This window comes from Pectinatus frisingensis, assembly GCF_014076555.1.
Taxonomy (GTDB): domain Bacteria; phylum Bacillota; class Negativicutes; order Selenomonadales; family Selenomonadaceae; genus Pectinatus; species Pectinatus frisingensis.
Window position 1 is genome coordinate 1,306,886 of sequence record NZ_CP045424.1, and the last position, 22,940, is coordinate 1,329,825.

The 22,940-nt window shown below is 40.4% G+C and carries 20 protein-coding genes; all 20 read left to right on the top strand.

All coding sequences use genetic code 11. The features are described from left to right. The first annotated feature begins 29 nt into the window (after window positions 1–29). Entirely contained in the window at window positions 30–2,249 is a 2,220-nt protein-coding gene (gene pcrA, locus F8M42_RS06080; protein ID WP_182188443.1) for a DNA helicase PcrA, read from the top strand. Window positions 2,250–2,282: 33 nt separating this feature from the next. After that, the gene (gene ligA / locus F8M42_RS06085) at window positions 2,283–4,283 is read left to right on the top strand and encodes an NAD-dependent DNA ligase LigA (RefSeq protein ID WP_182188444.1); all 2,001 of its coding nucleotides are present in this window, start codon (window positions 2,283–2,285) and stop codon (window positions 4,281–4,283) included. An 82-nt stretch (window positions 4,284–4,365) separates the two neighbouring features. Then, complete coding sequence (gene gatC / locus F8M42_RS06090) at window positions 4,366–4,653, top strand: Asp-tRNA(Asn)/Glu-tRNA(Gln) amidotransferase subunit GatC (protein WP_182188445.1); 288 nt, start codon at window positions 4,366–4,368, stop codon at window positions 4,651–4,653. 26 nt (window positions 4,654–4,679) lie between these two features. Beyond that, entirely contained in the window at window positions 4,680–6,143 is a 1,464-nt protein-coding gene (gatA, locus tag F8M42_RS06095; protein ID WP_182188446.1) for an Asp-tRNA(Asn)/Glu-tRNA(Gln) amidotransferase subunit GatA, read from the top strand. Beyond that, on the top strand, window positions 6,143–7,585 hold the full coding sequence (gene gatB, locus F8M42_RS06100) for an Asp-tRNA(Asn)/Glu-tRNA(Gln) amidotransferase subunit GatB (RefSeq protein WP_182188447.1): 1,443 nt from the start codon (window positions 6,143–6,145) through the stop codon (window positions 7,583–7,585). Before gatA ends, gatB begins: the two co-directional genes overlap by 1 nt. Before the next feature lie 191 nt (window positions 7,586–7,776). Continuing rightward, the gene (dprA, locus tag F8M42_RS06105) at window positions 7,777–8,862 is read left to right on the top strand and encodes a DNA-processing protein DprA (protein WP_182188448.1); all 1,086 of its coding nucleotides are present in this window, start codon (window positions 7,777–7,779) and stop codon (window positions 8,860–8,862) included. Continuing rightward, entirely contained in the window at window positions 8,862–11,072 is a 2,211-nt protein-coding gene (gene topA / locus F8M42_RS06110) for a type I DNA topoisomerase (protein WP_182188449.1), read from the top strand. Before dprA ends, topA begins: the two co-directional genes overlap by 1 nt. A 37-nt stretch (window positions 11,073–11,109) precedes the next feature. After that, window positions 11,110–12,450, top strand: coding sequence for a methylenetetrahydrofolate--tRNA-(uracil(54)-C(5))-methyltransferase (FADH(2)-oxidizing) TrmFO (gene trmFO, locus F8M42_RS06115; RefSeq protein WP_182188450.1), 1,341 nt, complete (start codon window positions 11,110–11,112; stop codon window positions 12,448–12,450). Beyond that, window positions 12,443–12,976 (top strand): ATP-dependent protease subunit HslV, encoded by a 534-nt coding sequence (gene hslV, locus F8M42_RS06120; protein ID WP_182188451.1) that lies wholly within the window; start codon window positions 12,443–12,445, stop codon window positions 12,974–12,976. The genes trmFO and hslV overlap by 8 nt, the downstream gene beginning before the upstream one ends. Before the next feature lie 12 nt (window positions 12,977–12,988). Continuing rightward, window positions 12,989–14,380, top strand: a complete 1,392-nt coding sequence (gene hslU / locus F8M42_RS06125; RefSeq protein WP_182188452.1) for an ATP-dependent protease ATPase subunit HslU — start codon at window positions 12,989–12,991, stop codon at window positions 14,378–14,380. A gap of 245 nt (window positions 14,381–14,625) precedes the next feature. Further along, complete coding sequence (gene codY, locus F8M42_RS06130; RefSeq protein ID WP_182188453.1) at window positions 14,626–15,402, top strand: GTP-sensing pleiotropic transcriptional regulator CodY; 777 nt, start codon at window positions 14,626–14,628, stop codon at window positions 15,400–15,402. A 307-nt stretch (window positions 15,403–15,709) separates the two neighbouring features. Further along, window positions 15,710–16,129 carry a flagellar basal body rod protein FlgB gene (gene flgB, locus F8M42_RS06135; RefSeq protein ID WP_182188454.1) on the top strand — a complete coding sequence of 140 codons (420 nt, stop codon included), beginning with the start codon at window positions 15,710–15,712 and terminating at the stop codon, window positions 16,127–16,129. 15 nt (window positions 16,130–16,144) lie between these two features. After that, on the top strand, window positions 16,145–16,591 hold the full coding sequence (gene flgC / locus F8M42_RS06140) for a flagellar basal body rod protein FlgC (protein ID WP_182188455.1): 447 nt from the start codon (window positions 16,145–16,147) through the stop codon (window positions 16,589–16,591). Window positions 16,592–16,606: 15 nt separating this feature from the next. Beyond that, complete coding sequence (gene fliE / locus F8M42_RS06145) at window positions 16,607–16,918, top strand: flagellar hook-basal body complex protein FliE (protein ID WP_182188456.1); 312 nt, start codon at window positions 16,607–16,609, stop codon at window positions 16,916–16,918. Window positions 16,919–16,972: 54 nt separating this feature from the next. Beyond that, entirely contained in the window at window positions 16,973–18,559 is a 1,587-nt protein-coding gene (fliF, locus tag F8M42_RS06150; RefSeq protein ID WP_182188457.1) for a flagellar basal-body MS-ring/collar protein FliF, read from the top strand. A 23-nt stretch (window positions 18,560–18,582) separates the two neighbouring features. Further along, a complete protein-coding gene (gene fliG, locus F8M42_RS06155; RefSeq protein WP_182188458.1) occupies window positions 18,583–19,599 on the top strand; it encodes a flagellar motor switch protein FliG in 1,017 nt (338 codons plus the stop codon). Further along, window positions 19,592–20,497, top strand: coding sequence for a FliH/SctL family protein (locus tag F8M42_RS06160; RefSeq protein WP_182188459.1), 906 nt, complete (start codon window positions 19,592–19,594; stop codon window positions 20,495–20,497). The genes fliG and F8M42_RS06160 overlap by 8 nt, the downstream gene beginning before the upstream one ends. Next, a complete protein-coding gene (gene fliI / locus F8M42_RS06165; protein ID WP_182188460.1) occupies window positions 20,478–21,812 on the top strand; it encodes a flagellar protein export ATPase FliI in 1,335 nt (444 codons plus the stop codon). The genes F8M42_RS06160 and fliI overlap by 20 nt, the downstream gene beginning before the upstream one ends. Window positions 21,813–21,825: 13 nt before the next feature. Then, on the top strand, window positions 21,826–22,272 hold the full coding sequence (locus tag F8M42_RS06170; RefSeq protein WP_182188461.1) for a flagellar export protein FliJ: 447 nt from the start codon (window positions 21,826–21,828) through the stop codon (window positions 22,270–22,272). A gap of 16 nt (window positions 22,273–22,288) precedes the next feature. After that, window positions 22,289–22,918, top strand: coding sequence for a lytic transglycosylase domain-containing protein (locus F8M42_RS06175; protein WP_182188462.1), 630 nt, complete (start codon window positions 22,289–22,291; stop codon window positions 22,916–22,918). The last annotated feature ends 22 nt before the right edge of the window (window positions 22,919–22,940 follow it).

Sequence of the window (22,940 nt, forward strand, 5' to 3'; positions counted from 1 at the left end):
TAACTGAGTAAACAAAAACGGAGGACACTTTGGATATATTTGACAGACTTAATCCTGCCCAAAAAAAAGCGGTAGAACACGTTGACGGACCATTGCTCATAATGGCAGGAGCAGGTTCAGGCAAGACGCGGGTATTGACTTGTAAAATAGCGTATTTATTGCAGCAGGGAATTTCACCTTACAATATCCTGGCAATAACCTTTACTAACAAAGCCGCCACGGAAATGCGCGACCGCGCTGATAACATGATAGGAACAGCTGCTAAAAATGTCTGGCTGAGTACATTTCATTCTTTTTGCGCGCGGCTGTTGCGTTATGAAATTGATAACATTAGCAGATACAAAAAAAATTTTACGATATACGACACTGCTGATTCTCATACGTTAATAAAAAATTGTCTCAAAGACTTGAATCTTGATGAAAAGCAATATCCACCATATAATATTCAGTCGGCGATATCCAATGCCAAGAATATAATGCTGACACCAGATGCATTTGCCAAACAGGCAGGAGATTTTTTTGAACAAAAAACGGCCGAAATATATACGGCATATCAGAAGCATTTAGTTGATAATAATGCTTTGGATTTTGATGATTTATTGATGATTTCAGTGGAACTTTTGTCGCAAAGTAAATCTGTCCGGGAAAAGTATCAGGATCGGTTTCATTATATACTGGTCGACGAATATCAAGATACGAATGGCGCTCAATACCAACTGACTAAACTGTTGGCCGCAAAGCACCACAATATCTGTGTGGTCGGTGATGCCGACCAATCCATATATGGCTGGCGTGGTGCCGATATAAGAAATATAATGGATTTTGAAAAAGATTATCCGGAAGCATCAGTGATTAAATTAGAGCAAAATTATCGTTCTACCCAAAATATTTTGGCGGCAGCAAATGCCGTAATTGAAAATAATTTGAACCGTAAGCCAAAGAAACTTTGGACAGAAAATCCGCAAGGCGATAAAATATCATTATATGAAGCGTTTAATGAACGCGATGAAGCTCGTTATATTGCAGATAATATTGTTAAACAGAATACTTTGTTTAATATTTCCTATAATGATATTGCAGTGCTTTACCGTACCAATGCCCAATCGCGTTCATTTGAAGAAGGACTCATGCGTGCAGGAATACCATATACTATGGTGGGTGGGTTGAAATTTTACGACAGAAAAGAAATTAAGGACATACTGGCTTATTTAAAGGTGATTTTTAATCCTGCTGATGCGGTAAGTCTGCTGCGCATCATCAATGTACCCAAAAGAGGTCTGGGAGCAACGACTATAAATAAACTGAGTGAGTTTGCTGCGGCAGGAAATATAAGCATATTTGATGCTGTTTCAAGCACTGATGAAATCCCAGGCTTGACGGCTAAAGCGCGGGGAGCCTTATCAGAATTTGTACAATTTATTTTTAAGATGATGACGGCACAGACAGAGCAGTCTGTTCATGAATTTATTCAACGGGTTATGGATGAGTCGGGTTATATGATGGAGCTGGAAGCCGATAAAAAGGTAGAAAATGAAACACGGATTGAAAATCTAAAAGAACTACTTACAGTAGCAAAAAATTTTGAAAAAGAAAATGAAGATAATCCCACCTTGGAAAATTTCTTAAATTCAGTTTCATTGGTAGCTGATATCGACAATGCCGATTTTACTGATGATAAAGTTACATTAATGACATTGCATGCGGCAAAAGGACTGGAATTCCCTGTTGTATTTATGGCCGGTATGGAAGAAGGGCTGTTCCCGCATTCCCGTACATTGATGAATGAAGCTGAAATTGAAGAAGAACGGCGTACTTGTTACGTTGGAATAACCAGGGCACAACGAAAGTTATATCTGACAAATGCAAAAAGCCGTACTATATATGGACGTACTGTGATGTATCCACCATCGCGGTTTTTACAGGAAATTCCATCAGAATATGTGGAAACCGAACATTCCAAAATAACTTTACATCCGTTCAGTGTACCGAAGATTAATAATGAACGAATAAGAAGCATTAAAGATTATGTAAGACACGATGCGCAAAATAAAGGGGCGGTAAAGACAGGCGTCCGTCCTGATATGGGAATAAAATGGCGGAGCGGAGATAAGGCTAAACATAGTAAGTGGGGAATTGGAACTGTTGTCGCGGTCAAAGGACACGGAGAAGAAACTGAATTGACAATTGCTTTTCCCAATATGGGAATAAAAAAATTAATGCAAAAATATGCCCCTTTAGAAAAAGTATAGATTATATCTATACCGTAATATGGAGAGAGTAAAATGGCAGACAGTGCAAAACAGCAAATCGAAAAATTGCGCATAGAAATAAATTATCACAATAATTTATATTATAATGATGACGCCCCGGAGATAACTGATTACGAATATGATCAATTGATGTTAAAGCTAAAGGCATTGGAAAAGCAATATCCGGAATTAGTAACGCCGGATTCTCCAACGCAGAAGGTAGGCGGTACAGCTAAACGCATAGCTGGTGTGTTAATAAAGCACGATGTACCGATGCTAAGTCTACAGGATGTTTTTTCGAAGACAGAGATAGATGCTTTTGTTGAATCAATGCAGTCAGAATTGACTGCTTGCCGATTTACCGTTGAGGAGAAAATTGATGGATTATCGTTGGCACTGCGTTATTATGACGGTGTATTGAAAATGGCTGTCACGCGCGGTGACGGCATTGTAGAAGGAGAAGATGTCACTGCCAATGCACTTAACCTTACCGGAATAAAAAGGGAACTTGCCGATAAACTGCCGTATCTCGAAGTGCGTGGTGAGGTTTATATGCCGAGGAAAGCTTTTGATGCCGTTAATAAAGCACAGGCGGAACAGGGAAAGAAAATTTTTGCCAATCCGCGTAATTGTGCGGCGGGAACGTTGCGTCAATTGGATAGTCGCATCGTAAAAAGACGTCAATTGGCGATTTTTTTGTTTAATTTGCAAAAAATAGAAGGCCGCAAATTTCTAAGTCATGCAGCCAGTTTAGAGTATTTTAAACAGCAGGGACTACCAATTGTACATGATTATATAATCTGTACAACGAAAGAAGAAGTATGGCAGGCAATAACTGAAATTGGGGCCAGAAGAGGGAAACTGCCTTATGATATAGATGGCGCTGTAGTTAAGGTCGATAACTTGGAACAAAGACAGGCATTGGGAAATACGGCCAAAGTACCGCGCTGGGCTGTCGCTTATAAATATCCACCGGAAGAAAGAGAAACAAAATTGCTGGCGATAAATTTATCGGTGGGACGGACGGGGCGCATCACACCCACAGCGGTCTTTGAGCCAATTCAGTTGTGTGGTACGACAGTGGAACGGGCTACTTTGCATAACCAAGACTTTATTGATAGTCTTGACATACGTATTGGGGATATCATCAGGGTATACAAATCGGGAGAAATTATTCCTAAAATAAGGTGTGTTGAAAAAGAAAAACGTCAGGCAGATTTGCCCAAATTTGTAATAGGTGACAAATGTCCGGTTTGTGGCGCTTTAGCTATACGTGAGGAAAATACGGCCGATATAAAATGCACTAACATAAATTGTCCCGCCCAGTTAGACGGTCGAATAATTAATTTTGTTGGTCGCGGTGCAATGGATATTAAAGGATTCGGTGAAAAATATATTAAATCATTGATTGCGTCAAAATATATAGTTGACATAGCTGATATCTATTATTTAAAACAATATCGCAGGGAGCTTATTGAAAAGGGGATAATTGGTAAGGAAAAAAATACTGATAAATTGTTGGAAAGAATTGAGGCAAGTCGTATCAATGAACCATGGCGTCTGCTGGCCGGCATGGGAATCCCCAATATTGGCAAGGCTGCGGCACAATCTTTATTGGATTATTTTCATTCAATCGACAGATTGGCTGATGCTTCTGTCGAAGAAATTGAAACAGTGAAAGATATTGGCAATATAAGTGCTGAGTCATTATACAGATTTTTCCGCAGTGCTAAGACAAGACAAATGCTCGATAAACTGCGATCTGCCGGTGTCAATATGACCGAACGGGAAAAAGGACAGGCGGCAAGCAGTATTACTGGTAAGACATTTGTATTAACGGGGACGTTGTCAATGAGCAGAACATCAGCTGCCGATAAAATAATTCAATTGGGTGGCAAAGTATCCGGTTCAGTATCTGGTAAAACCGATTATGTGGTAGCCGGCGAAAATGCCGGCAGTAAATTATTTAAGGCACAGCAGCTAAATGTCACTGTGTTGAATGAAACTGAGTTTACAGAACTCATCAATAAATAATAATGCGGGATTAGTATCTGCACGCATTATTCTATGCTATAATTAACAGTATCTGCAAAATAAGAACAGGATGGTGAAAATAATGAAAATAACAAAACAGACTGTTGAAAATGTGGCAATGCTGTCTCGTTTAAATATTGCCGATAATAAGATGGATAAATATATTGAAGAATTTAGTAATTTTTTGGAATATGTAGATGTTTTGCAACAGGTGAATACCGAGAATATAAAACCGACAGCACATGTACTGCCATTGCAGAATGTTTTTCGTGAAGATATAGTAAAATCGTCATTGAGTAGAGAGGCAGCATTAGCTAATGCTCCGGAACAAGAAGATGGCTATTTCAAAGTACCGCGGATCATTGAATGATTTATTACAGCATGAGGAGGATTTAAGTGGAATTATATAAACAGCCGGCACATACTCTGCATGATATGCTGGTAAAAAGGGAAATAACTTCAACAGAACTTACAAGGGCTTTTTTAAATCGTATTGAGCAAACTGATGCTGATATACATTCATACATAACTACAACTGCTGAGAAAGCTTTAAATATGGCTAAATCAGCCGACGAAAAAATATCATCTGGTGAATCAGTCAGCTTTTTGACAGGTTTACCAGGGGCGATAAAGGATAATATATGCACTTTGGGGGTGAAAACTACCTGTGCTTCAAAGATGTTGGAAAATTTCATTCCTCCGTATAATGCTGCTGTCATGGAAAAAATTAATCATATGGACGCGGTGATTTTGGGAAAGACCAATATGGATGAATTTGCTATGGGAGGATCAACAGAAAATTCAGCTTTTTTCCCTACACATAATCCATATGATACGGATTGCGTTCCCGGAGGATCCAGCGGAGGATCAGCTGCCGCAGTAGCCGGTGGTTTAGCCGCATGGGCAATTGGTTCAGATACGGGTGGTTCAATTCGTCAGCCGGCGTCTTTTTGCGGTATAGTAGGATTGAAGCCGACTTATGGCAGGGTATCACGTTACGGCCTTGTTGCCTATGCATCATCACTTGACCAAGTCGGTCCACTGACGCGTGATGTAACGGATTGTGCCAATATACTCAATGTTATTGCCGGTTATGATTCCATGGATTCGACTTCAATAAATGAACCCGTTCCGGATTATACTAAGGCGTTGATTAAAGATGTAAGAGGCTTAAAGATAGGCTTGCCCGCTGAATATTTTGTCGATGGTATGGATGAAGAAGTAATAAGAGCGATTCATGCTGCTGTTGCTGATTTTAAAGCAATGGGTGCCCAGATTGTTGAGATTTCACTGCCATACACTAAATATGCCATTGCAGCTTATTATCTTGTGGCGTCAGCGGAAGCTGCAACTAATTTGTCTCGTTATGATGGTGTAAGTTATGGCAGCCGTGTGTCAGGAGAGGATATTGTGGCAATGATGACCAATACCCGTACGGAGAAATTTGGCAATGAAGTAAAACGCCGTATAATGATTGGTAACTATGCGCTGAGTGCCGGATATTACGATGCTTATTATTTAAAAGCATTGAAACTACGTACATTAGTCAAAGAAGATTATGACAAAGCTTTTGAAAAAGTTGATGTTATTTTGGCACCTACGGCACCGACACCTGCTTTTAAAATCGGTTCGATAATCAATGATCCGTTACAAATGTATTTGCAGGATGCCTGTACAGTTCCCCTGAATTTAGCAGGGCTGCCGGGAATATCACTGCCGTGTGGCTTTAGTAAAGCCGGCCTGCCGATCGGGATGCAGATAATTGGCAAACCGTTGGCGGAAGAAACAATAATAAAAACAGCTTTTACTTACGAGCAAAGCAAGGATTTTCATAAAATGTTTGCGGGAGTGATTGAATAATGTCATATGAAGCAGTAATCGGTCTGGAAATACATAGCGAACTTAAAACAAAAACCAAGATTTTCTGCGGCTGTGCTACTACTTTTGGCGCTGAACAAAATACGCACGTTTGTCCTGTATGTCTCGGCCTGCCCGGCGTGTTGCCGGTAGTTAACAAGAAAGTAGTTGAATTTGCCTTGAAAGCGGGGCTGGCACTTAATTGCACAATAAATAAATTCAGTAAATTCGACAGGAAAAATTATTATTATCCTGATCTGCCCAAAAATTTCCAGACATCACAATTTGATTTACCTATTGCGGAACATGGTTATGTTGATATTGAAGTGAATGATACTACGAAACGCATCAGAATAACACGTATTCATATGGAAGAGGATGCCGGTAAGCTCGTCCATGCCGGTGATACTATTAAAGATTCTGCCAGCTCTAATGTTGATTATAACCGTACTGGTGTACCCTTGATTGAAATCGTTTCCGAACCGGATATGCGCACAGCGGAAGAAGCCCGTGCATATATGGAAAAAGTAAAATCAATATTAGAGTATATTGATGTATCCAATTGCAAAATGGAAGAAGGAAATCTTCGTGCTGATGTAAATGTTTCCTTGCGGCCGACAGGCAGCGAAACGCTGGGGACAAAAGCTGAAATGAAGAATCTTAATTCTTTTAGAATGGTTGAAAATGCCCTCGAATATGAGATCGAACGCCAGGAAGAAATACTCGAAGACGGTGGTCATGTCATACAGGAAACACGGACCTGGGATGATAACAAGGGAATCACATTATCCATGCGCACTAAAGAAAAAGCCCAGGATTATCGTTATATGCCGGAACCGGATCTGGTACCAATAATTACAACGGATGAACAAATTGCTGCGATAAAGAAGACATTACCGGAATTGCCGGATGCCCGCCGAGACCGCTTGATAGATGATTGCGGCCTTTCATCATATGATGCGGGAGTTATTACTAATTCACGGGAAATGGCAGAGTACTTTGATGCAGTTATCAAACAAAATGTGGATGCAAAGCTTGCTGCCAATTGGATTATGGGCGATCTGGCTAAAAATCTTAATGCTGCCGGTAAGACTATTGCGGAATCACCTGTGTCAGCTAAAAATCTGGCAAAAATGATTAAGCTTATTCAAAATAATACTATTTCATCTAAAATAGCAAAAAAAGTTTTTGATGAAATGTGGCAGTCCGATAATGATCCTGAATTAATAGTAAAAGAAAAAGGTCTTGTACAGATAACTGACACTGATGCCATTGAAAAAATAGTTGATGAAGTGTTACTGGGCAACCCTAAACCAGTGGCGGATTATAAGGGCGGAAATACAAAGTCAATTGGTTTTTTAGTGGGACAGGTAATGAAGGCCAGCCGGGGAAAAGCCAATCCGGCTATGGTGAATAAGCTCTTAAAAGAAAAATTGTCTCAATAATTTATTATATATATTAATGAAAGAAACCAGTAAAAAAATCAATTTTTAATCAGATTTTTCTGCTGGTTTTTCTTGTGGATGTAGGATTTTTAGCTTATTGAAAGCCAAATTGTTATTGACGGCAGGAAAAAACTTAACTATAATCATAAGAAGTTTATTTAATTTTCAAAGTTTACTATAGGTGGAACTATATGGAAAAATATTATTTGGCTGCATTACAAATGGTATCAGGTATGGGAATTACAAATATCAGACGATTGCTTGCCTGCTTCGGCTGTGCAAAAAATATCTGGGATGCATCTGAAGATGAAATAACAGCAAGTAAATGCTTGTCAGAAAAATTATCTAGGAGATTATTCAGGCAACGACAACAGTTTGATGTTGATACTGCAGCGTCTGACTGGGATAAAAGAGGAATAAGGCTGATAAGTATTCTGGAAGATGATTATCCAAAACTGCTGACTAATATTTATAATCCGCCGGCAGTACTGTTTTGCCGTGGAAATTCGATCACTGATAAATGTCTGGCCGTGGTGGGAGCACGAAAATTTTCAGTATATGGCAAAAGTATTGCCTATACCATTGCGGCCGATTTAGCAAAGCAAGGATATGCTGTTGTCAGTGGTGCGGCACATGGTATAGATACTTTTGCCCATTGCGGTGCCTTGACTAAAGGACAGACAATTGCTGTGCTCGGATGTGGTGTAGATATGGTATATCCGCGTGAGAATAAAAGGCTTTTGGATGAAATTGCTGAAAAAGGTACGATTATTTCTGAGTACGCACCGAAAACACAGCCATTGGCAGCATTTTTTCCGGCACGTAACCGGATAATAAGTGGACTGTCAATTGGGACGGTTGTAATAGAAGCTGCAGAGCGCAGCGGATCGCTGATCACAGCTGAAATGGCGTTGAGTGAAGGCCGTGATGTTTTTGCCGTACCAGGTAGTATTTATTCTGAGCAAAGCCGTGGCTGCAATCATCTGATTCAGCAGGGGGCTAAATTGATTACTTGTGCACAAGATATTTATGAGGAATATGATGCAGTGAGGAATGTTGCTGTATCAAAGGAACAAATGCCTTCCATGACAGATGGTGAAGCTAAAATTTATAATCTTTTGTCATATGATCAGGCAATCAGCATCGATGAGATAATTTACAAGCTGCGTGCTAACGTTACTAATATAAGTTTTGTGTTATTGCAGATGAAACTTAAAAAAATTATTGATGAAGCGTCACCGGGAATGTATGTACGTTCAGCTAAGGGGAGAATTTAGTGGAAAAAAAGTTAGAAGAATCCAAAAAAACATTAAAAGCAAAACCTAAAAAAAAGAAAACTGCTTCCAAAAAAACGTTGGTGATAGTTGAATCACCTGCTAAGGCCAAGACTATAGAAAAATATCTGGGACATAGAAAATATGAAGTACTGGCCTCCATGGGGCATTTACGGGATTTGCCAAAAAGTCAGTTTGGAATTGACATAGAAAATGATTTTGCCCCCAAATATATAAATATAAGAGGTAAGGGTGATTTAATAAAATCTTTGAAAAAAGAAGCTAAAAACGCTGAAAAAATTTATCTCGCATCTGACCCGGACCGTGAAGGAGAGGCTATTGCATGGCATTTGGCGTATTTATTGGGAATTGATGACAAGGAAAAATGCCGCATTGTATTTAATGAAATAACCAAACCGGCAATCAATGAAGCAGTGAAGGCACCGCGGACGATCAATCTTAACCTAGTAGATGCCCAGCAGGCCAGACGTATGCTGGATAGAATTGTCGGTTACAAACTTAGTCCGCTGCTCTGGCGCAAAATAAAAAAAGGATTGAGTGCCGGGCGTGTGCAATCTGTCACCGTTAAAATAATTTGCGATCGAGAGCGGGAAATCCGTGCTTTTATCCCTGAAGAATACTGGACTATTGATCTCAATTTTAAGTGTGAGGCAAGAAAGTGCACACTTGCTACGGAACTGGCAATGGTTGACGGCAAGAAAATTGCTGTGACATCGGAAGAAAGTGCCGCACGGATCAAAAAAGATTTACAGCACCAACAGTTTGCAGTTGAAGAAGTGAAAAAAAGTGAACGTCGTCGAAAACCACCGGCTCCTTTTACCACCAGTTCCCTGCAACAGGATGCTGCAAGAAAATTGGGATTTACTTCGCGGCGTACAATGATGATTGCTCAGCAGTTATATGAAGGAGTAAATGTCGGGAAAAAAGGTCCGGTCGGTTTAATTACTTATATGCGTACCGACTCTACACGTATAGCTGAATTGGCGCAAAATGAAGCGAGAAACTATATAACGGAAAAATTTGGTACTGCTTATATGCCTGGAAAACCACCTGTGTATACTGCCAAAAAAGATGCTCAAGATGCTCATGAAGCCGTGCGTCCGACTGATATAACGTTGACACCGCCGCTGATAGAAGGATTTTTATCGAAAGAACAATTTAAATTATATCGGCTTATTTGGCAGCGCTTTTTGGCCAGCCAAATGACAGCAGCTGTTTATGACACAATGGGAATTATAATCAAAGGTGGTATTTATACAGCTAAAACAGCCGGTTCTGTATTAAAATTTGCCGGATTTACTGCTGTATATGACGATGCAGATAAAAAGAAGGAAAAGGATATTATTTTACCGGAAGTATTTGCCGGTGACGTCATGAAACTGCAAAAAGTATTACCTGAACAACATTTTACTGAACCACCACCGCGTTATAATGATGCCTCAATAGTAAAAACTCTGGAGGAAAAAGGTATCGGACGGCCTAGTACCTACGCACCGATAATCGAAACAATTCTGGGGCGAGGTTATGTTGTCAGACGCGATAAAAAATTTGAACCTACTGAACTGGGGTTTATTGTTCTTGACATGCTCGAGCAGTATTTTAAAAATATTGTTGATGCCAAATTTACCGCTGAGTTAGAAAACAGCCTCGATAAAATTGCTGACGGTATGATGGATAAAAATAATTTATTAGCAGAATTTTATAGTCCATTCGCAACCACTCTGGAAAAAGCGGAAGAAGAAATCGGACATGTTGATATACCGGAAGAAGTTTCTGATGTACGTTGTGAAAAATGCGGAAGACTTATGGTTGTCAAACAAGGCCGTTTCAGTAAATTTCTGGCTTGCCCAGGATTTCCGGAATGTCGTAATACAAAGCCAATTTTAAAGGATACTGGAGCCAAATGCCCTAAATGCGGTGGACGTGTCGTTGAGCGTCACACTAAGCGCGGCAGAATTTTTTACGGCTGCGAAAACTATCCGAAATGTGATTTTGTGAGCTGGGATGCACCGTTAGCTGATAAAGTCTGTGATGAATGTGGAACCAATATGTTTCAGCACCGTTATAAAAATGGCAGAGTAGTGCTGTACTGCGGCAATGAAAACTGCAAAACACGCAAAGATCATCCAATCAATGAAGAAATAAAAAAAATGAAGGTAAAATCGGCGGATAAGTCTGTAAAAAAGGCTTGAGATATGTATAATAATATATAAACGGAGCGATTCAGCTATGCAGCAAAAAAAAATAATTGTTATTGGAGCAGGATTAGCCGGCAGTGAAGCTGTATGGCAGATTGCCAAAAGAGGGTTAAAGGTAACTCTTTATGAGATGCGCCCGCAAAAATTTACACCGGCCCATAAAACTGCCGAATTTGCCGAATTGGTTTGCAGTAATTCACTGCGTGCTGCAGGACTTGAAAATGCGGTGGGTGTATTGAAAGAAGAAATGCGGTGCATGGATTCACTGATAATGGCATCCGCCGACAGCAATTGTGTACCGGCAGGGGGGGCACTGGCAGTTGATAGACATGGCTTTTCCCGCTATATAACGGAAAAAATAAAAGAACATCCTAATATTGATATAATTAATGCAGAAATTTCGACTATTCCCCGGGATGATGATACAATAGTAATTGTGGCTTCCGGTCCGCTGACGGCAGATGGATTGGCACAAGATACAGCCAGGTTGACAGGTGAAGATTATTTTTACTTTTATGATGCGGCTGCACCGTTGATAACCAGGGAATCAATCAATATGAAAAAAGCTTACCGAGCTTCACGTTATGGTAAGGGAACAGCTGATTATATCAATTGTCCGATGAACGAACAAGAATACAAAACTTTTTGGCAAGAATTAGTCAGTGCAGAAAAAACACCAATCAAAAAATTTGAAAAAGAGATTTTTTTTGAAGGATGTATGCCGGTCGAAGTGATGGCTGAGCGGGGAATCGATACTTTATTATTCGGACCTTTAAAACCGGTTGGACTGGAAAATCCTAAAACGGGGCAAAAACCTTATGCTGTTGTGCAGTTGCGGCAGGATAACAGTGCCGATAGTTTGTATAACATGGTGGGGTTTCAAACACATCTTAAATGGCCGGAGCAAAAAAAAGTATTTTCACTGATACCCGGCTTGCAAAATGCCGAATTTGCCAGATACGGCGTTATGCACAGAAATACTTTCATAAACTCACCGGTGGTATTGCAGGCAACTTTGCAGATGAAGAAATGCGGCAATATTTTGTTTGCCGGACAGATGACCGGAGTTGAAGGTTATGTTGAGTCGGCTTCATCAGGATTGATTGCCGGAATAAATGCGGCTTTTTTAGCAGCGAACCGCTCCCCTGTGATTTTTCCTGAAGAAACAGCTCACGGGGCACTTTGCAAATATATAACAACAGCACCGGTGAAACATTTTCAGCCGATGAATATTAATTTTGGCCTTATGCCGCATCTTTCCGAAAAAATTCGCGATAAAAAAGTAAAAAAACAAATGATAGCTCAGCGGGCATTAAGCAGCATGAATATGTTCAAACAGACTATTTGTGATAGGAGTGAAATAAATGTTTAAAGCTACAACTATTGTGGCAGTACGTAAAAATGGAACTGTAGCCATTGCCGGTGACGGACAGGTTACTTTTGGGCAAAATACGATAATGAAAGGAAATGCACGTAAGGTACGACGCATTTATCATGATAAAGTATTAGCCGGTTTTGCAGGGTCAGTGGCTGATGCGTTTACTCTATTTGAAAAATTTGAAGCCAAGCTGGAAGAATATAATGGCAGTCTGACACGTGCTGCTGTAGAGTTAGCTAAGGAATGGCGCACCGATCGGGTGCTTAGAAAGCTGGAAGCATTATTATTGGTGGCTGACAAAGATACAATGCTGCTTTTATCGGGTAATGGTGAGGTTATTGAACCGGATGGCGCTGTTGCTGCTATTGGTTCAGGTGGATTTTATGCTTTGTCAGCAGCCCGGGCGATGCTGGAACACACGGAAATGCCGGCAGCGCAAATTGTCAGGGAAGCGTTATCTATAGCTGCAGATATTTGTGTATATACAAATCATAATATAATAGTTGAAGAATTAAAGTAGGAGGATTTTATCTTGAGTGAGCAAACACCTCGTCAGATAGTAGATGAACTGGATAAATATATAGTCGGGCAAAATAATGCCAAACGTGCTGTGGCCGTTGCCCTGCGCAACAGATGGCGGGCACACCGCCTGCCGGCAGTGATGAAGGATGAAGTTATACCTAAGAATATTTTGATGATTGGGGCTACCGGTGTCGGGAAAACAGAGATAGCCCGCCGGCTGGCAAAATTGGTTAATGCACCTTTTATTAAAGTGGAAGCTACTAAGTTTACTGAAGTCGGCTATGTTGGCAGAGACGTTGAATCAATGGTACGTGACTTGGTTGAAGTGGCTGTCAGAATGGTTAAGCAAAGAGAAATGGCAGCAGTCGTTGATAAGGCTAAAAAGATGGCTGAAGAACGAATTTTGGATTTATTGGTACCACAGCAGAAAGTTAATTCTGTTAACCCTATCGGGGCTATATTTACAGCCGATAATGATGAAAGTGAAGCAAGCCAGACAACAAAGGAAGAAAAGCCTAAGTATGGAGCAGGCCGCGAATTTTGTCGCAAACGCTTGCTGGCCGGTGAACTGGAAAAAAATTTAGTCGAAATAGACACGGAAGATACCCGTACGCCGATGATTGGCATGCTGGCCGGTGCGGGGATGGAAGATATAACCAATAATCTGCAGGATATGCTGGGCAGCATGTTTCCGAAAAAGCGCAAAAAAACTAAAGTGACCATTGAAACTGCACGTAAAATATTTGAGCAGGAAGAAGCACAAAAACTTGTTGATATGGAGGAAGTGGCTAAAGAGGGCGTGAAAAACGCTGAAAATGACGGTATAATATTCCTCGACGAAATAGATAAGATTGCTGTAAAGGGTGCGACGGCCGGACCTGATGTTTCACGCGAAGGGGTACAAAGAGACATTTTACCAATAGTGGAAGGTTCAACTGTGGTTACTAAATACGGTCCGGTAAAAACAGAACATGTTTTATTTATAGCTGCCGGTGCTTTTCATATGGCGAAACCGTCTGACCTGATTCCTGAGCTGCAGGGCAGGTTTCCTATAAGAGTAGAACTAACTTCTTTGACACACGAAGACTTTAAAAGAATATTGACCGAACCGGCCAATGCATTGATAAAACAATATGCAGCTTTGCTGAAAACTGAGGGTATTGATATTCATTTTACCGATGAGGCCATTGATCATTTAGCTAAAATTGCCTGTGATGTTAATGCTCAGACAGAAAATATCGGAGCACGCCGGCTGCATACAATTATGGAAAAACTATTGGAAGATCTTTCTTTTGACGCACCCGAAATGGCTGCTGGAACAGTAAATATAGATAAAGCTTATATTGATGACAAACTGGGTAATATAATTGCAAATCGTGATTTGAGCAGATTTATTTTGTGATTTACGATGGGAGAATTTAAATTTCAGATGAAATTTATATATTTTATCTGAAATTTAAATTATTTTTTCTGTATTATATTAAATTCACCTAAAGTTCCTAAAACCAGATGGATATTGAATGATGAATTATGTATAATTTAGTTGAAAAATATATTAATTTATAAAATTGAAAAAAAACTGTATTTTTATAGTCATATATGCTACAATAAAAAAGTAATACAATTACGAAAGAAAGGGATTTAATAATGCCAACACTATTAGAAAAAACAAGAAAAATCAATCGTTTATTGCAAAAATCAGATAATGTAGAATATGATGGTATTTCGTGCGTTTTAAGTAATGTCCTTAATGCAAACGTATATATAGTTTCTACAACTGGAAAAATTTATGGTTATGCTTTTATAGATGACTTTGAATGTGATATTATGCTTGATAAAGTAGTAAGTCAGGGTCAATTTCCTAAACACTATGTAAATTGGCTGTTAAAAATGGATGAAACATCAGCAAATATTAAGTCCAAAAGCGGCATGTGTGCATTCACTGAAAAAACAAAATGTCTGTTTGATGGGAAAAATACCACTATTGTTCCGATATACGGTATTGGAGAACGCAAGGGAACATTGATCATTGCAAAGTTTGACGATGAGTTTACTGACGATGACCTGTTATTGGCAGAATATGGTGCTACGGTGGTGGGAATGGAGATAATCCATGATCACACGGAAAAGATGGAAGAGGACATGAGAAAGCAGGCCACAGTAAAAATTGCCTTGTCAACATTGTCATTTTCCGAACAAGAGGCTGCTGTCAATATTTTAGGTGAGCTGAACGGCATGGAGGGACTGCTGGTAGCTTCGAAAATTGCCGATCGTGTGGGAATAACTCGCTCAGTGATAGTCAACGCACTACGCAAATTTGAATCGGCTGGCTTGATCGAGTCGAAGTCACTGGGAATGAAGGGAACATACATACGGGTATTGAACGAACATTTGCTCGATGAGGTTCAGAAGCTGAAAAGATGAGCGTTTAGCGCTCTACACTAATTTTTATAAGTCTAAAGTTTCGGTATAATATATATTGAAATTTTAGACTTATTTTATATATAATATAAAGTAAAGTTAATTACATAAGTTTTCCGGATTGTATATACGGTTTACCGTAAAACTAACCAGGTATTATTGATGTAAAAATGAAATTGATTGTTAAAAAATAAAAGGATAATTTTTATATATAGAGAAATTATAATAATTGTATATAATTATATAAGGCTTTGATTGTATTTTGATATTACAATTAAAAGAATTATTTTTATAAAAGAGGGACACTATAATGTTTGATAATGTAGTTAATACACCGGCAATCAATGTTTTAGAGATGGCAATGCAGGCGGCTAATATGCGGCAGCAGGTCATCAGTAACAATATAGCTAATGTAAACACGCCAAATTTTAAGAGAAAGGAACTTGTTTTTGAAAGTATACTGGCAAAGGAACTTTACCCGAAGCAGGACAGTGGTAATTTACAATTGGCTGTGACTAATCCCGGACATATATCGAATGATGACAGTACTGCAGGTTTTACCGGACCGGTCATAAGAAATGATACATCCACTACAATGCGTACTGACGGCAACAATGTTGATCCGGATATTGAAATGGCTGCTTTGGCAAAAAATACGCTGTATTATGATGCTTTGGCACGAGAAATGAATATGAATGTGACTAATCTTAATAATGTAATTAAAGGATAATAAGGAGGAATGGACTTGAGTATGTTTGGCTCTATTGATACATCGGCGTCGGGAATGACGGCAGAACGTCTGCGTATGGATGTAATCAGTAATAATATTGCAAATGTAAATACGACAAGAACCGCAGAAGGAACGGCATATCGCCGTAAATATGTTGTTTTTGAGCCGCGCAGTGATGCCGGTCAAAATTCTTTTGATAATGTTTTTAGCAGTGAACTTGATGGAAACGCAGGAAATGGCGTACGCGCAGTGAAAATACAAGAAGACGATACTCCGTTTAAACTGAAGTACGATCCGGGTAATCCTGACGCTAACGCACAAGGTTATGTACAGATGCCTAATGTCAATATCGTTGCAGAAATGACAGACATGATAACTGCTTCACGGGCCTATGAAGCCAATGTTACAGCGATTAATTCAGCTAAAAGCATGGCTATGAAAACACTGGATATTGGAAAATAAATGAGGTGATTCGTAATGGATGTTGGAATGCTGCAGATGACACCGGTGAAAGCTGTTGGTCAGATTGCCAATGTACAAGAAAAGACTTCTGATGAATTAAAAGCGCAAAAACCCTTTAGTGAATTTTTAGTTGATTCTTTAAAAGAAACTAATGAATTGCAGAAAAATGCGGAAAAGATGGATTTGGATTTGGCTGCCGGAAAAGTAAACGATATATCACAGGTAGTTATGGCCTCGGAAAAAGCTCAGATCGCGCTTAATTTAACAATGAGCATTCGCAATAAAGCTGTTGAAGCATATCAGGAAATAATGCGGATGCAGGTATGATGATTTACTACTAAATATCGTTTAAAATGATCAATTGGTGAAGGGATTGAGATAATGGCAGGCTGGAAGGAACGATATCTGCAATTTTGGCAAAAGATGACTAAACGGCAAAAATACATTCTGGCCGGTATCGGAGCGCTTCTGCTTTTTGCTGTAATAGGCATCAGTGTCTTATATGCCAGTAAACCTGACATGCAGCCTTTGTTTACTAATATGGAGACGAAAGACGCCGGTGAAGTTGCAGCAAAACTCAAAGAATCAAAAGTAGACTACAAAGTAGAGGAAAATAAAAAGGGAACTACTATCTTAGTCCCGGCTAAAGACGTTCATAAGCTGCGCTTGGATTTAGCAGCACAGGGCTTGCCGCGTGGTACTAAAGGTTTTGAAATATTCGATGACAGTAAATTAGGCGTCACGGATTTCCAAAATAAGATTAATTATTTGCAGGCATTGCAGGGCGAACTGACCAGAACAATTGAGCAGATTGACGCCGTTGAAAGTGCCAGAGTACATATAGTTCTTCCTGAAGACAGCTTATATAAGAAAAATGAAAAACCCGCCACAGCTTCAATATTACTGAAACTGAAACCGGATAAAGAACTGAATAAAAAAGAGATAAAGGGAATCGTAAATTTAACAGCACACAGTGTACAGGGACTTCAGGCGGAAAACGTCACAATTATCGACAGTGACGGGAAAATTTTAAATGATCCCGACAGTCAGGACGATGACAATAAAAATAATCTTGGCAATGTGACACTCACTCAGATTAAAATGACACAAAAGGTCCGTCAGCAGATGCAGGCAGAAGTGCAAACGCTGCTGGATAATGCCTTAGGAGAAGGAAATGCGTTTGCCCGGCTCAATGTGGAATTAGATTTTGACCAAAAACAGACCGATAAACAGACTTTTTCACCGGTCGTCGATGATGCAGGAATATTACGCAGTTCACAAGAATCACAAGAATCATATAACGGAACCTCAACTACACCGGGTGGACCGGCTGGTATTACTTCAAATACGCCGGGATATGTGGCTGCGAACAACACCAATGCCCAGTATTCCAAACAGCAGGCAACTAAAAATTATGAGATCAATGAAGAAAACCAGAAAACTATTGCAGCTCCAGGTACGATAAAACGGCTTAATATAGCTGTTTTAGTAAGTGATAAAATGAGCCGTCAGCAACAAGATGCTATAGCGAGAGCTGTTGCATCAGCTGCAGGAGTGGACCCTGATCGGGGAGACACTGTTTCTGTTGAACCGGTTCCGTTCAGTACAGAAATTTCTGACCGGAAAGCCCGTGAGGAACAGGCAGCCCGTGATGCGGCAAACAGAATGCTTTTATTAGAGATTGCAGCTGTTGTCATACCGTTGCTTTTGCTGGGGTTGGCTTATTATTTATACAGACGGAAAAAACGTCTCGAAGAACAGGCGGCAGAGGAAGAAATGCAACGTCAGGCAGATATGGAACAGCAGCGTTTGGCTGCACAACAGGCAGATGCGGTACCGGCTGAGAAAGAAGAAATTTCAGAAGAAGAACAGACTCATATGACTGAAAAGCAAACTGTCGAAAAACTGATAGATGATAATCCGGAACAAGTAGCAGAATTGATTAGGACATGGCTTGCTGAAGAGTAAAATACAATAGTAGGTGGAAAAAGATGTATGAACCCAGTGTACACGAATTGACAGGACAACAAAAAGCGGCCGTTTTGCTGATCGCATTAGGACCGGAATATTCGGCTAAGCTATTTAAACATCTCAATGATGATGATATTGAAAAACTGACATTAGAAATAGCCAGTCAGCAGCAAGTGACACAGGAACAAAAACAGGAAGTTATCAGTGAATTTTACCAGATAGCAATGGCAAAATCATATATTTCGCATGGCGGCCTTGACTATGCGCAGAAAATCCTGGAAAAAGCACTTGGCTCTGATAAGGCAGCAACTATCATTAATCGTTTAACAGCCAGCCTGCAGGTTCGGCCATTTGATTTTCTGCGCAAAACGGACCCGTCGCAATTGCTTAATTTTATACAAAATGAACATCCACAAACCATTGCAATGATTTTGGCTTATCTGAATCCCGATCAGGCGGCCAGTGTACTTTCGGCACTGCCGGCGGAAAGTCAGGCAGATGTTGCCCAGCGTGTCGCTGTCATGGACAGAACTTCACCTGATGTGCTGCGTGAGGTAGAACGTGTTCTGGAGAAAAAGCTTTCGTCAATGTCTTCGCAAGACTTTACAGCCGCCGGCGGTATTCATGTTGTTGTGGAAATGCTTAACCGTGTTGATCGTGGAACAGAACGGACGATACTGGATAATCTGGAAGTTGAAAATCCGGAACTCACTGAAGAAATTAAACGACTTATGTTTGTCTTTGAAGATATTGTCATGCTTGATGACAGATCATTGCAAATGGTGCTGCGTGAAGTCGATTCCAAGGACTTGTCATTAGCGATGAAGGGAACCTCTGATGAAGTGGCAGCCAAAATATATAAAAACATGTCCAAGCGTGCCGCTACTACCCTCAAGGAAGAACTTGAGTATATGGGTCCCGTACGTATACGTGATGTTGAAGAATCACAACAGAAAGTTGTTAATATAATCAGGAAGCTTGAAGAAAAGGGTGACATAGTTGTGTCACGCGGAAAGGGCGATGAAATGATTGTATAAGGTTATTAAATCTGCTGTAATGAAAACTGAACCGTATGTAGTCAAAACATCTGAATTGATTGCGGCGGCATCACCGGACAATAACGTCGTTGATGTAAATGACAAATCTGCCATCACTGAAAAACCTGATATTACAGACAATGTACAGACAGATATTGACAAATTGCGACAAAAGAAAACAACGCTGCAGACTGAATTAAAGCGGCTCACTGATGCTATAGCTGATAAGCAGACGAGTTTAGCTGATTTGCAAAAAAAAGCTGATTTAATAGTAAAAAATGCACAGGAAAAAAGTGATTCTATATTACAAAAGGCAGAAGCTGATTGTACTGAAAAATTGCAGACTGCCAATAATGAAGTTGAAAAAATAAAACAAACAGCCCGACAATCAGGACATGATGAGGGATATCAAAAAGGGCTGGATGATTCTAAAGTGCAGGCGCAGCAGACGGTAAAAACGGCTGATGATAAAGCAATAAGGGTTGTAAGCAATGCTGAACAGCAGGTTCAGGAGTACTTTGGAACTGTAGAAAATGATTTGGTTGATTTGGTAATGGAAGTAGCCGGGAAGATTATTCCGCAGCAATTCACTGATATGCCGCAGCTTATTTTGCCGATTGTGCAAAGTGCATTGGCTAAAGTGAAAAATCAAACAACAATAGAGATACGTGTATCGGCTAATTCTTATGAATTTGCATCAGCAGCGAAATCAGAGCTGCAAAATATGCTCAGCGGCAACGTTCGGCTCAGTATCAAAACAGATGAAAGCTTGTCAGATGGGGACTGCTGGATAGAAACACCCGATGGGAGTATCGATGCCAGGCTTCTGTCACAGCTGAATGAAATCAAGAAATCTTTAAAGGAAGTTTTAGGCAAACATGAAACTGGCGATAGATGAATTTAAGAAGGCTATACATGATTGTGATCCGATAAAGATGACAGGGAAAGTCACGCAGGTAATAGGTCTTGTTATTGAATCCATCGGACCTAATGTCAGTATGGGAGAACTATGCTATGTGTGTTCAAGATTTTCCCGGACAAAACCAATTCCGGCTGAGGTGGTCGGTTTTCGCGGCGGACATATATTATTGATGCCTATAGGGGAAATGCAGGGAATTGGCCCTGGCTGCGAAGTGCTGGCCGCACAAAAGACTCTTAAGGCAAAGGTCGGCAATGAACTGCTGGGGCGCATATTGAACGGGCTGGGGGTTCCTATTGATAATAAAGGACCGCTGCCGCCGGATATGGAAGAATATCCGCTGCAGGCAGCCCCTCCGCCGCCTTTATCACGGCCGAGAATACATGATTCCTTATATGTTGGAGTACGGGCTATCGACGGATTGATTACGATTGGTTCCGGACAGCGCATCGGTATAATGGCCGGCAGCGGCGTCGGTAAATCAACACTGCTGAGTATGATTGCGCGCAATACCGAAGCAGATATAAATGTCATAGCCCTGATCGGTGAACGAGGCAGAGAGGTTCGCGAATTCATCGAACGGGATCTTGGCGAGGACGGACTGAAAAAATCCATTGTAGTGGTGGCAACATCAGATCAACCGGCACTTGTGAGAATAAAAGGTGCAATGACTGCAACGGCAATTGCCGAATATTTTCGCAATCAGGGCAACAAAGTTGTTTTGATGATGGATTCTGTTACACGTTTTGCAATGGCACAGCGTGAAGTAGGGCTGACAGTTGGAGAACCACCGGCAACACGCGGTTATACACCATCGGTATTTGCACTTTTACCGCGGCTGTTAGAACGGGCCGGTACAAGTGCCGAAGGCAGCATTACCGGTATATATACCGTTTTAGTGGATGGAGATGATATGAATGAACCGATTGCTGACGCTGTCCGCAGTATTTTAGACGGGCATATTGTATTATCCCGCAAAATTGCAGCGCAAAATCATTTTCCGGCCATTGATGTATTGGGCAGTGTCAGCCGTGTAATGATCGATGTAGTATCCAAGGAACATTTTAAAGCAGGCCAGCTGTTGCGTTCTTATCTTGCCACTTATAATGATGCAGCTGATCTTATACATATCGGAGCATATGTCAATGGCTCTGACCCTAATATAGATATGGCAATAGAAAAAATCGATGCGATAAACAAATTCCTTTGTCAGGATATTTTTGAGGTAACCGGCTATGATGAAACAGTTGCCCGCCTGATAAAAATAATAACTGCCAATAATCAGAAAAAGTGATGAGGAAGCTGACGTGAAAAAATTTGTATTTCAGCTGGAGACTTTTTTAAAAATTTCTATTATCGAAAGAGAAAAAACTGAAGTGGCGCTTGCAGCAGCTGTTCAAAACCTGATCAGACAAAAGTCTGTCCAACAGCTTTTGCAGCAGGAACTGGCTGACAACCTGCAGGAATATAATACATTGTTAAAAGGAAAGACAGTCAATGTTGGTATAATGCAGATATATAACAATTTTTTTACTTGGAAACGCAGCCAGATAGATCTCCAGATTACGGCTGTCCATCAGGCTGACAAGAAGAAACAAGACTGTTTTCGGGCTTTGCTAAGTCAGCAAAAACGCGTAAAGAGTCTGGAACAGCTTCGTCAGAAACGATTTGATGAATATAAATATGAAATGCTTGCCGAAGAGCAAAAACAAATAGATGAAATAGGTCTGCAGGTTCATATGCGCAGGGCTTGAAGGGGGAAAGGTTTTTATGCAGATAGACAATATCTCTGCAGTGGGGAACAATGATAATTTATTATCAGACATGAATAAAGTACAGCAGCGGATAACGCAGATTGAAGACAGATTCAACATCAAACATTTTGCGCCGCAGAATGTCGTCGATTTTCAGCAGACACTTACCAAACAGTTGAAAAATGAAACTGATGGAAGCGAAAATATCAATACAAAAAAGAATATCACTGGCAGGGCAGCAAATTCATCAAGTACCCGGGAGGGGTCAGCACCTGGGGCGATAGCTGATTTGATACAAAAATCAGCAGCCAAGTATGGCATAGATGCCAGATTATTGTCTGCGGTGGCCGAAGCCGAATCCAATTATCATCCTGATGCCGTTTCTTCTGCAGGCGCAGTCGGTGTCATGCAGCTTATGCCCGATACGGCAGCAGCTCTTGGCGTTGCGGATCCTTATGATGCCCGGCAAAATATCGACGGCGGGGCGAAATATCTTAAAGAACTGCTCAACGATTTTGGCGGCAATGTCCGTGATGCAGTGGCTGCTTATAATGCCGGGCCACAGGCTGTAAAAGAATACAATGGCGTACCGCCATACGGTGAAACACAAAATTATGTCGACCATGTTTTAGACTTATATCAGTGAAAAATATCTTGCTAGTTTACGA

What these genes read in the sequence shown, in the direction of transcription:
- ligA (WP_182188444.1), top strand. Translation starts at nt 2,283, where the DNA reads ATGGCAGACAGTGCAAAACAGCAAATCGAAAAATTGCGCATAGAAATA.
- gatC (WP_182188445.1), top strand. Translation starts at nt 4,366, where the DNA reads ATGAAAATAACAAAACAGACTGTTGAAAATGTGGCAATGCTGTCTCGT.
- gatB (WP_182188447.1), top strand. Translation starts at nt 6,143, where the DNA reads ATGTCATATGAAGCAGTAATCGGTCTGGAAATACATAGCGAACTTAAA.
- dprA (WP_182188448.1), top strand. Translation starts at nt 7,777, where the DNA reads ATGGAAAAATATTATTTGGCTGCATTACAAATGGTATCAGGTATGGGA.
- trmFO (WP_182188450.1), top strand. Translation starts at nt 11,110, where the DNA reads ATGCAGCAAAAAAAAATAATTGTTATTGGAGCAGGATTAGCCGGCAGT.
- hslV (WP_182188451.1), top strand. Translation starts at nt 12,443, where the DNA reads ATGTTTAAAGCTACAACTATTGTGGCAGTACGTAAAAATGGAACTGTA.
- codY (WP_182188453.1), top strand. Translation starts at nt 14,626, where the DNA reads ATGCCAACACTATTAGAAAAAACAAGAAAAATCAATCGTTTATTGCAA.
- flgB (WP_182188454.1), top strand. Translation starts at nt 15,710, where the DNA reads ATGTTTGATAATGTAGTTAATACACCGGCAATCAATGTTTTAGAGATG.
- fliE (WP_182188456.1), top strand. Translation starts at nt 16,607, where the DNA reads ATGGATGTTGGAATGCTGCAGATGACACCGGTGAAAGCTGTTGGTCAG.
- fliF (WP_182188457.1), top strand. Translation starts at nt 16,973, where the DNA reads ATGGCAGGCTGGAAGGAACGATATCTGCAATTTTGGCAAAAGATGACT.
- fliG (WP_182188458.1), top strand. Translation starts at nt 18,583, where the DNA reads ATGTATGAACCCAGTGTACACGAATTGACAGGACAACAAAAAGCGGCC.
- fliI (WP_182188460.1), top strand. Translation starts at nt 20,478, where the DNA reads ATGAAACTGGCGATAGATGAATTTAAGAAGGCTATACATGATTGTGAT.
- F8M42_RS06175 (WP_182188462.1), top strand. Translation starts at nt 22,289, where the DNA reads ATGCAGATAGACAATATCTCTGCAGTGGGGAACAATGATAATTTATTA.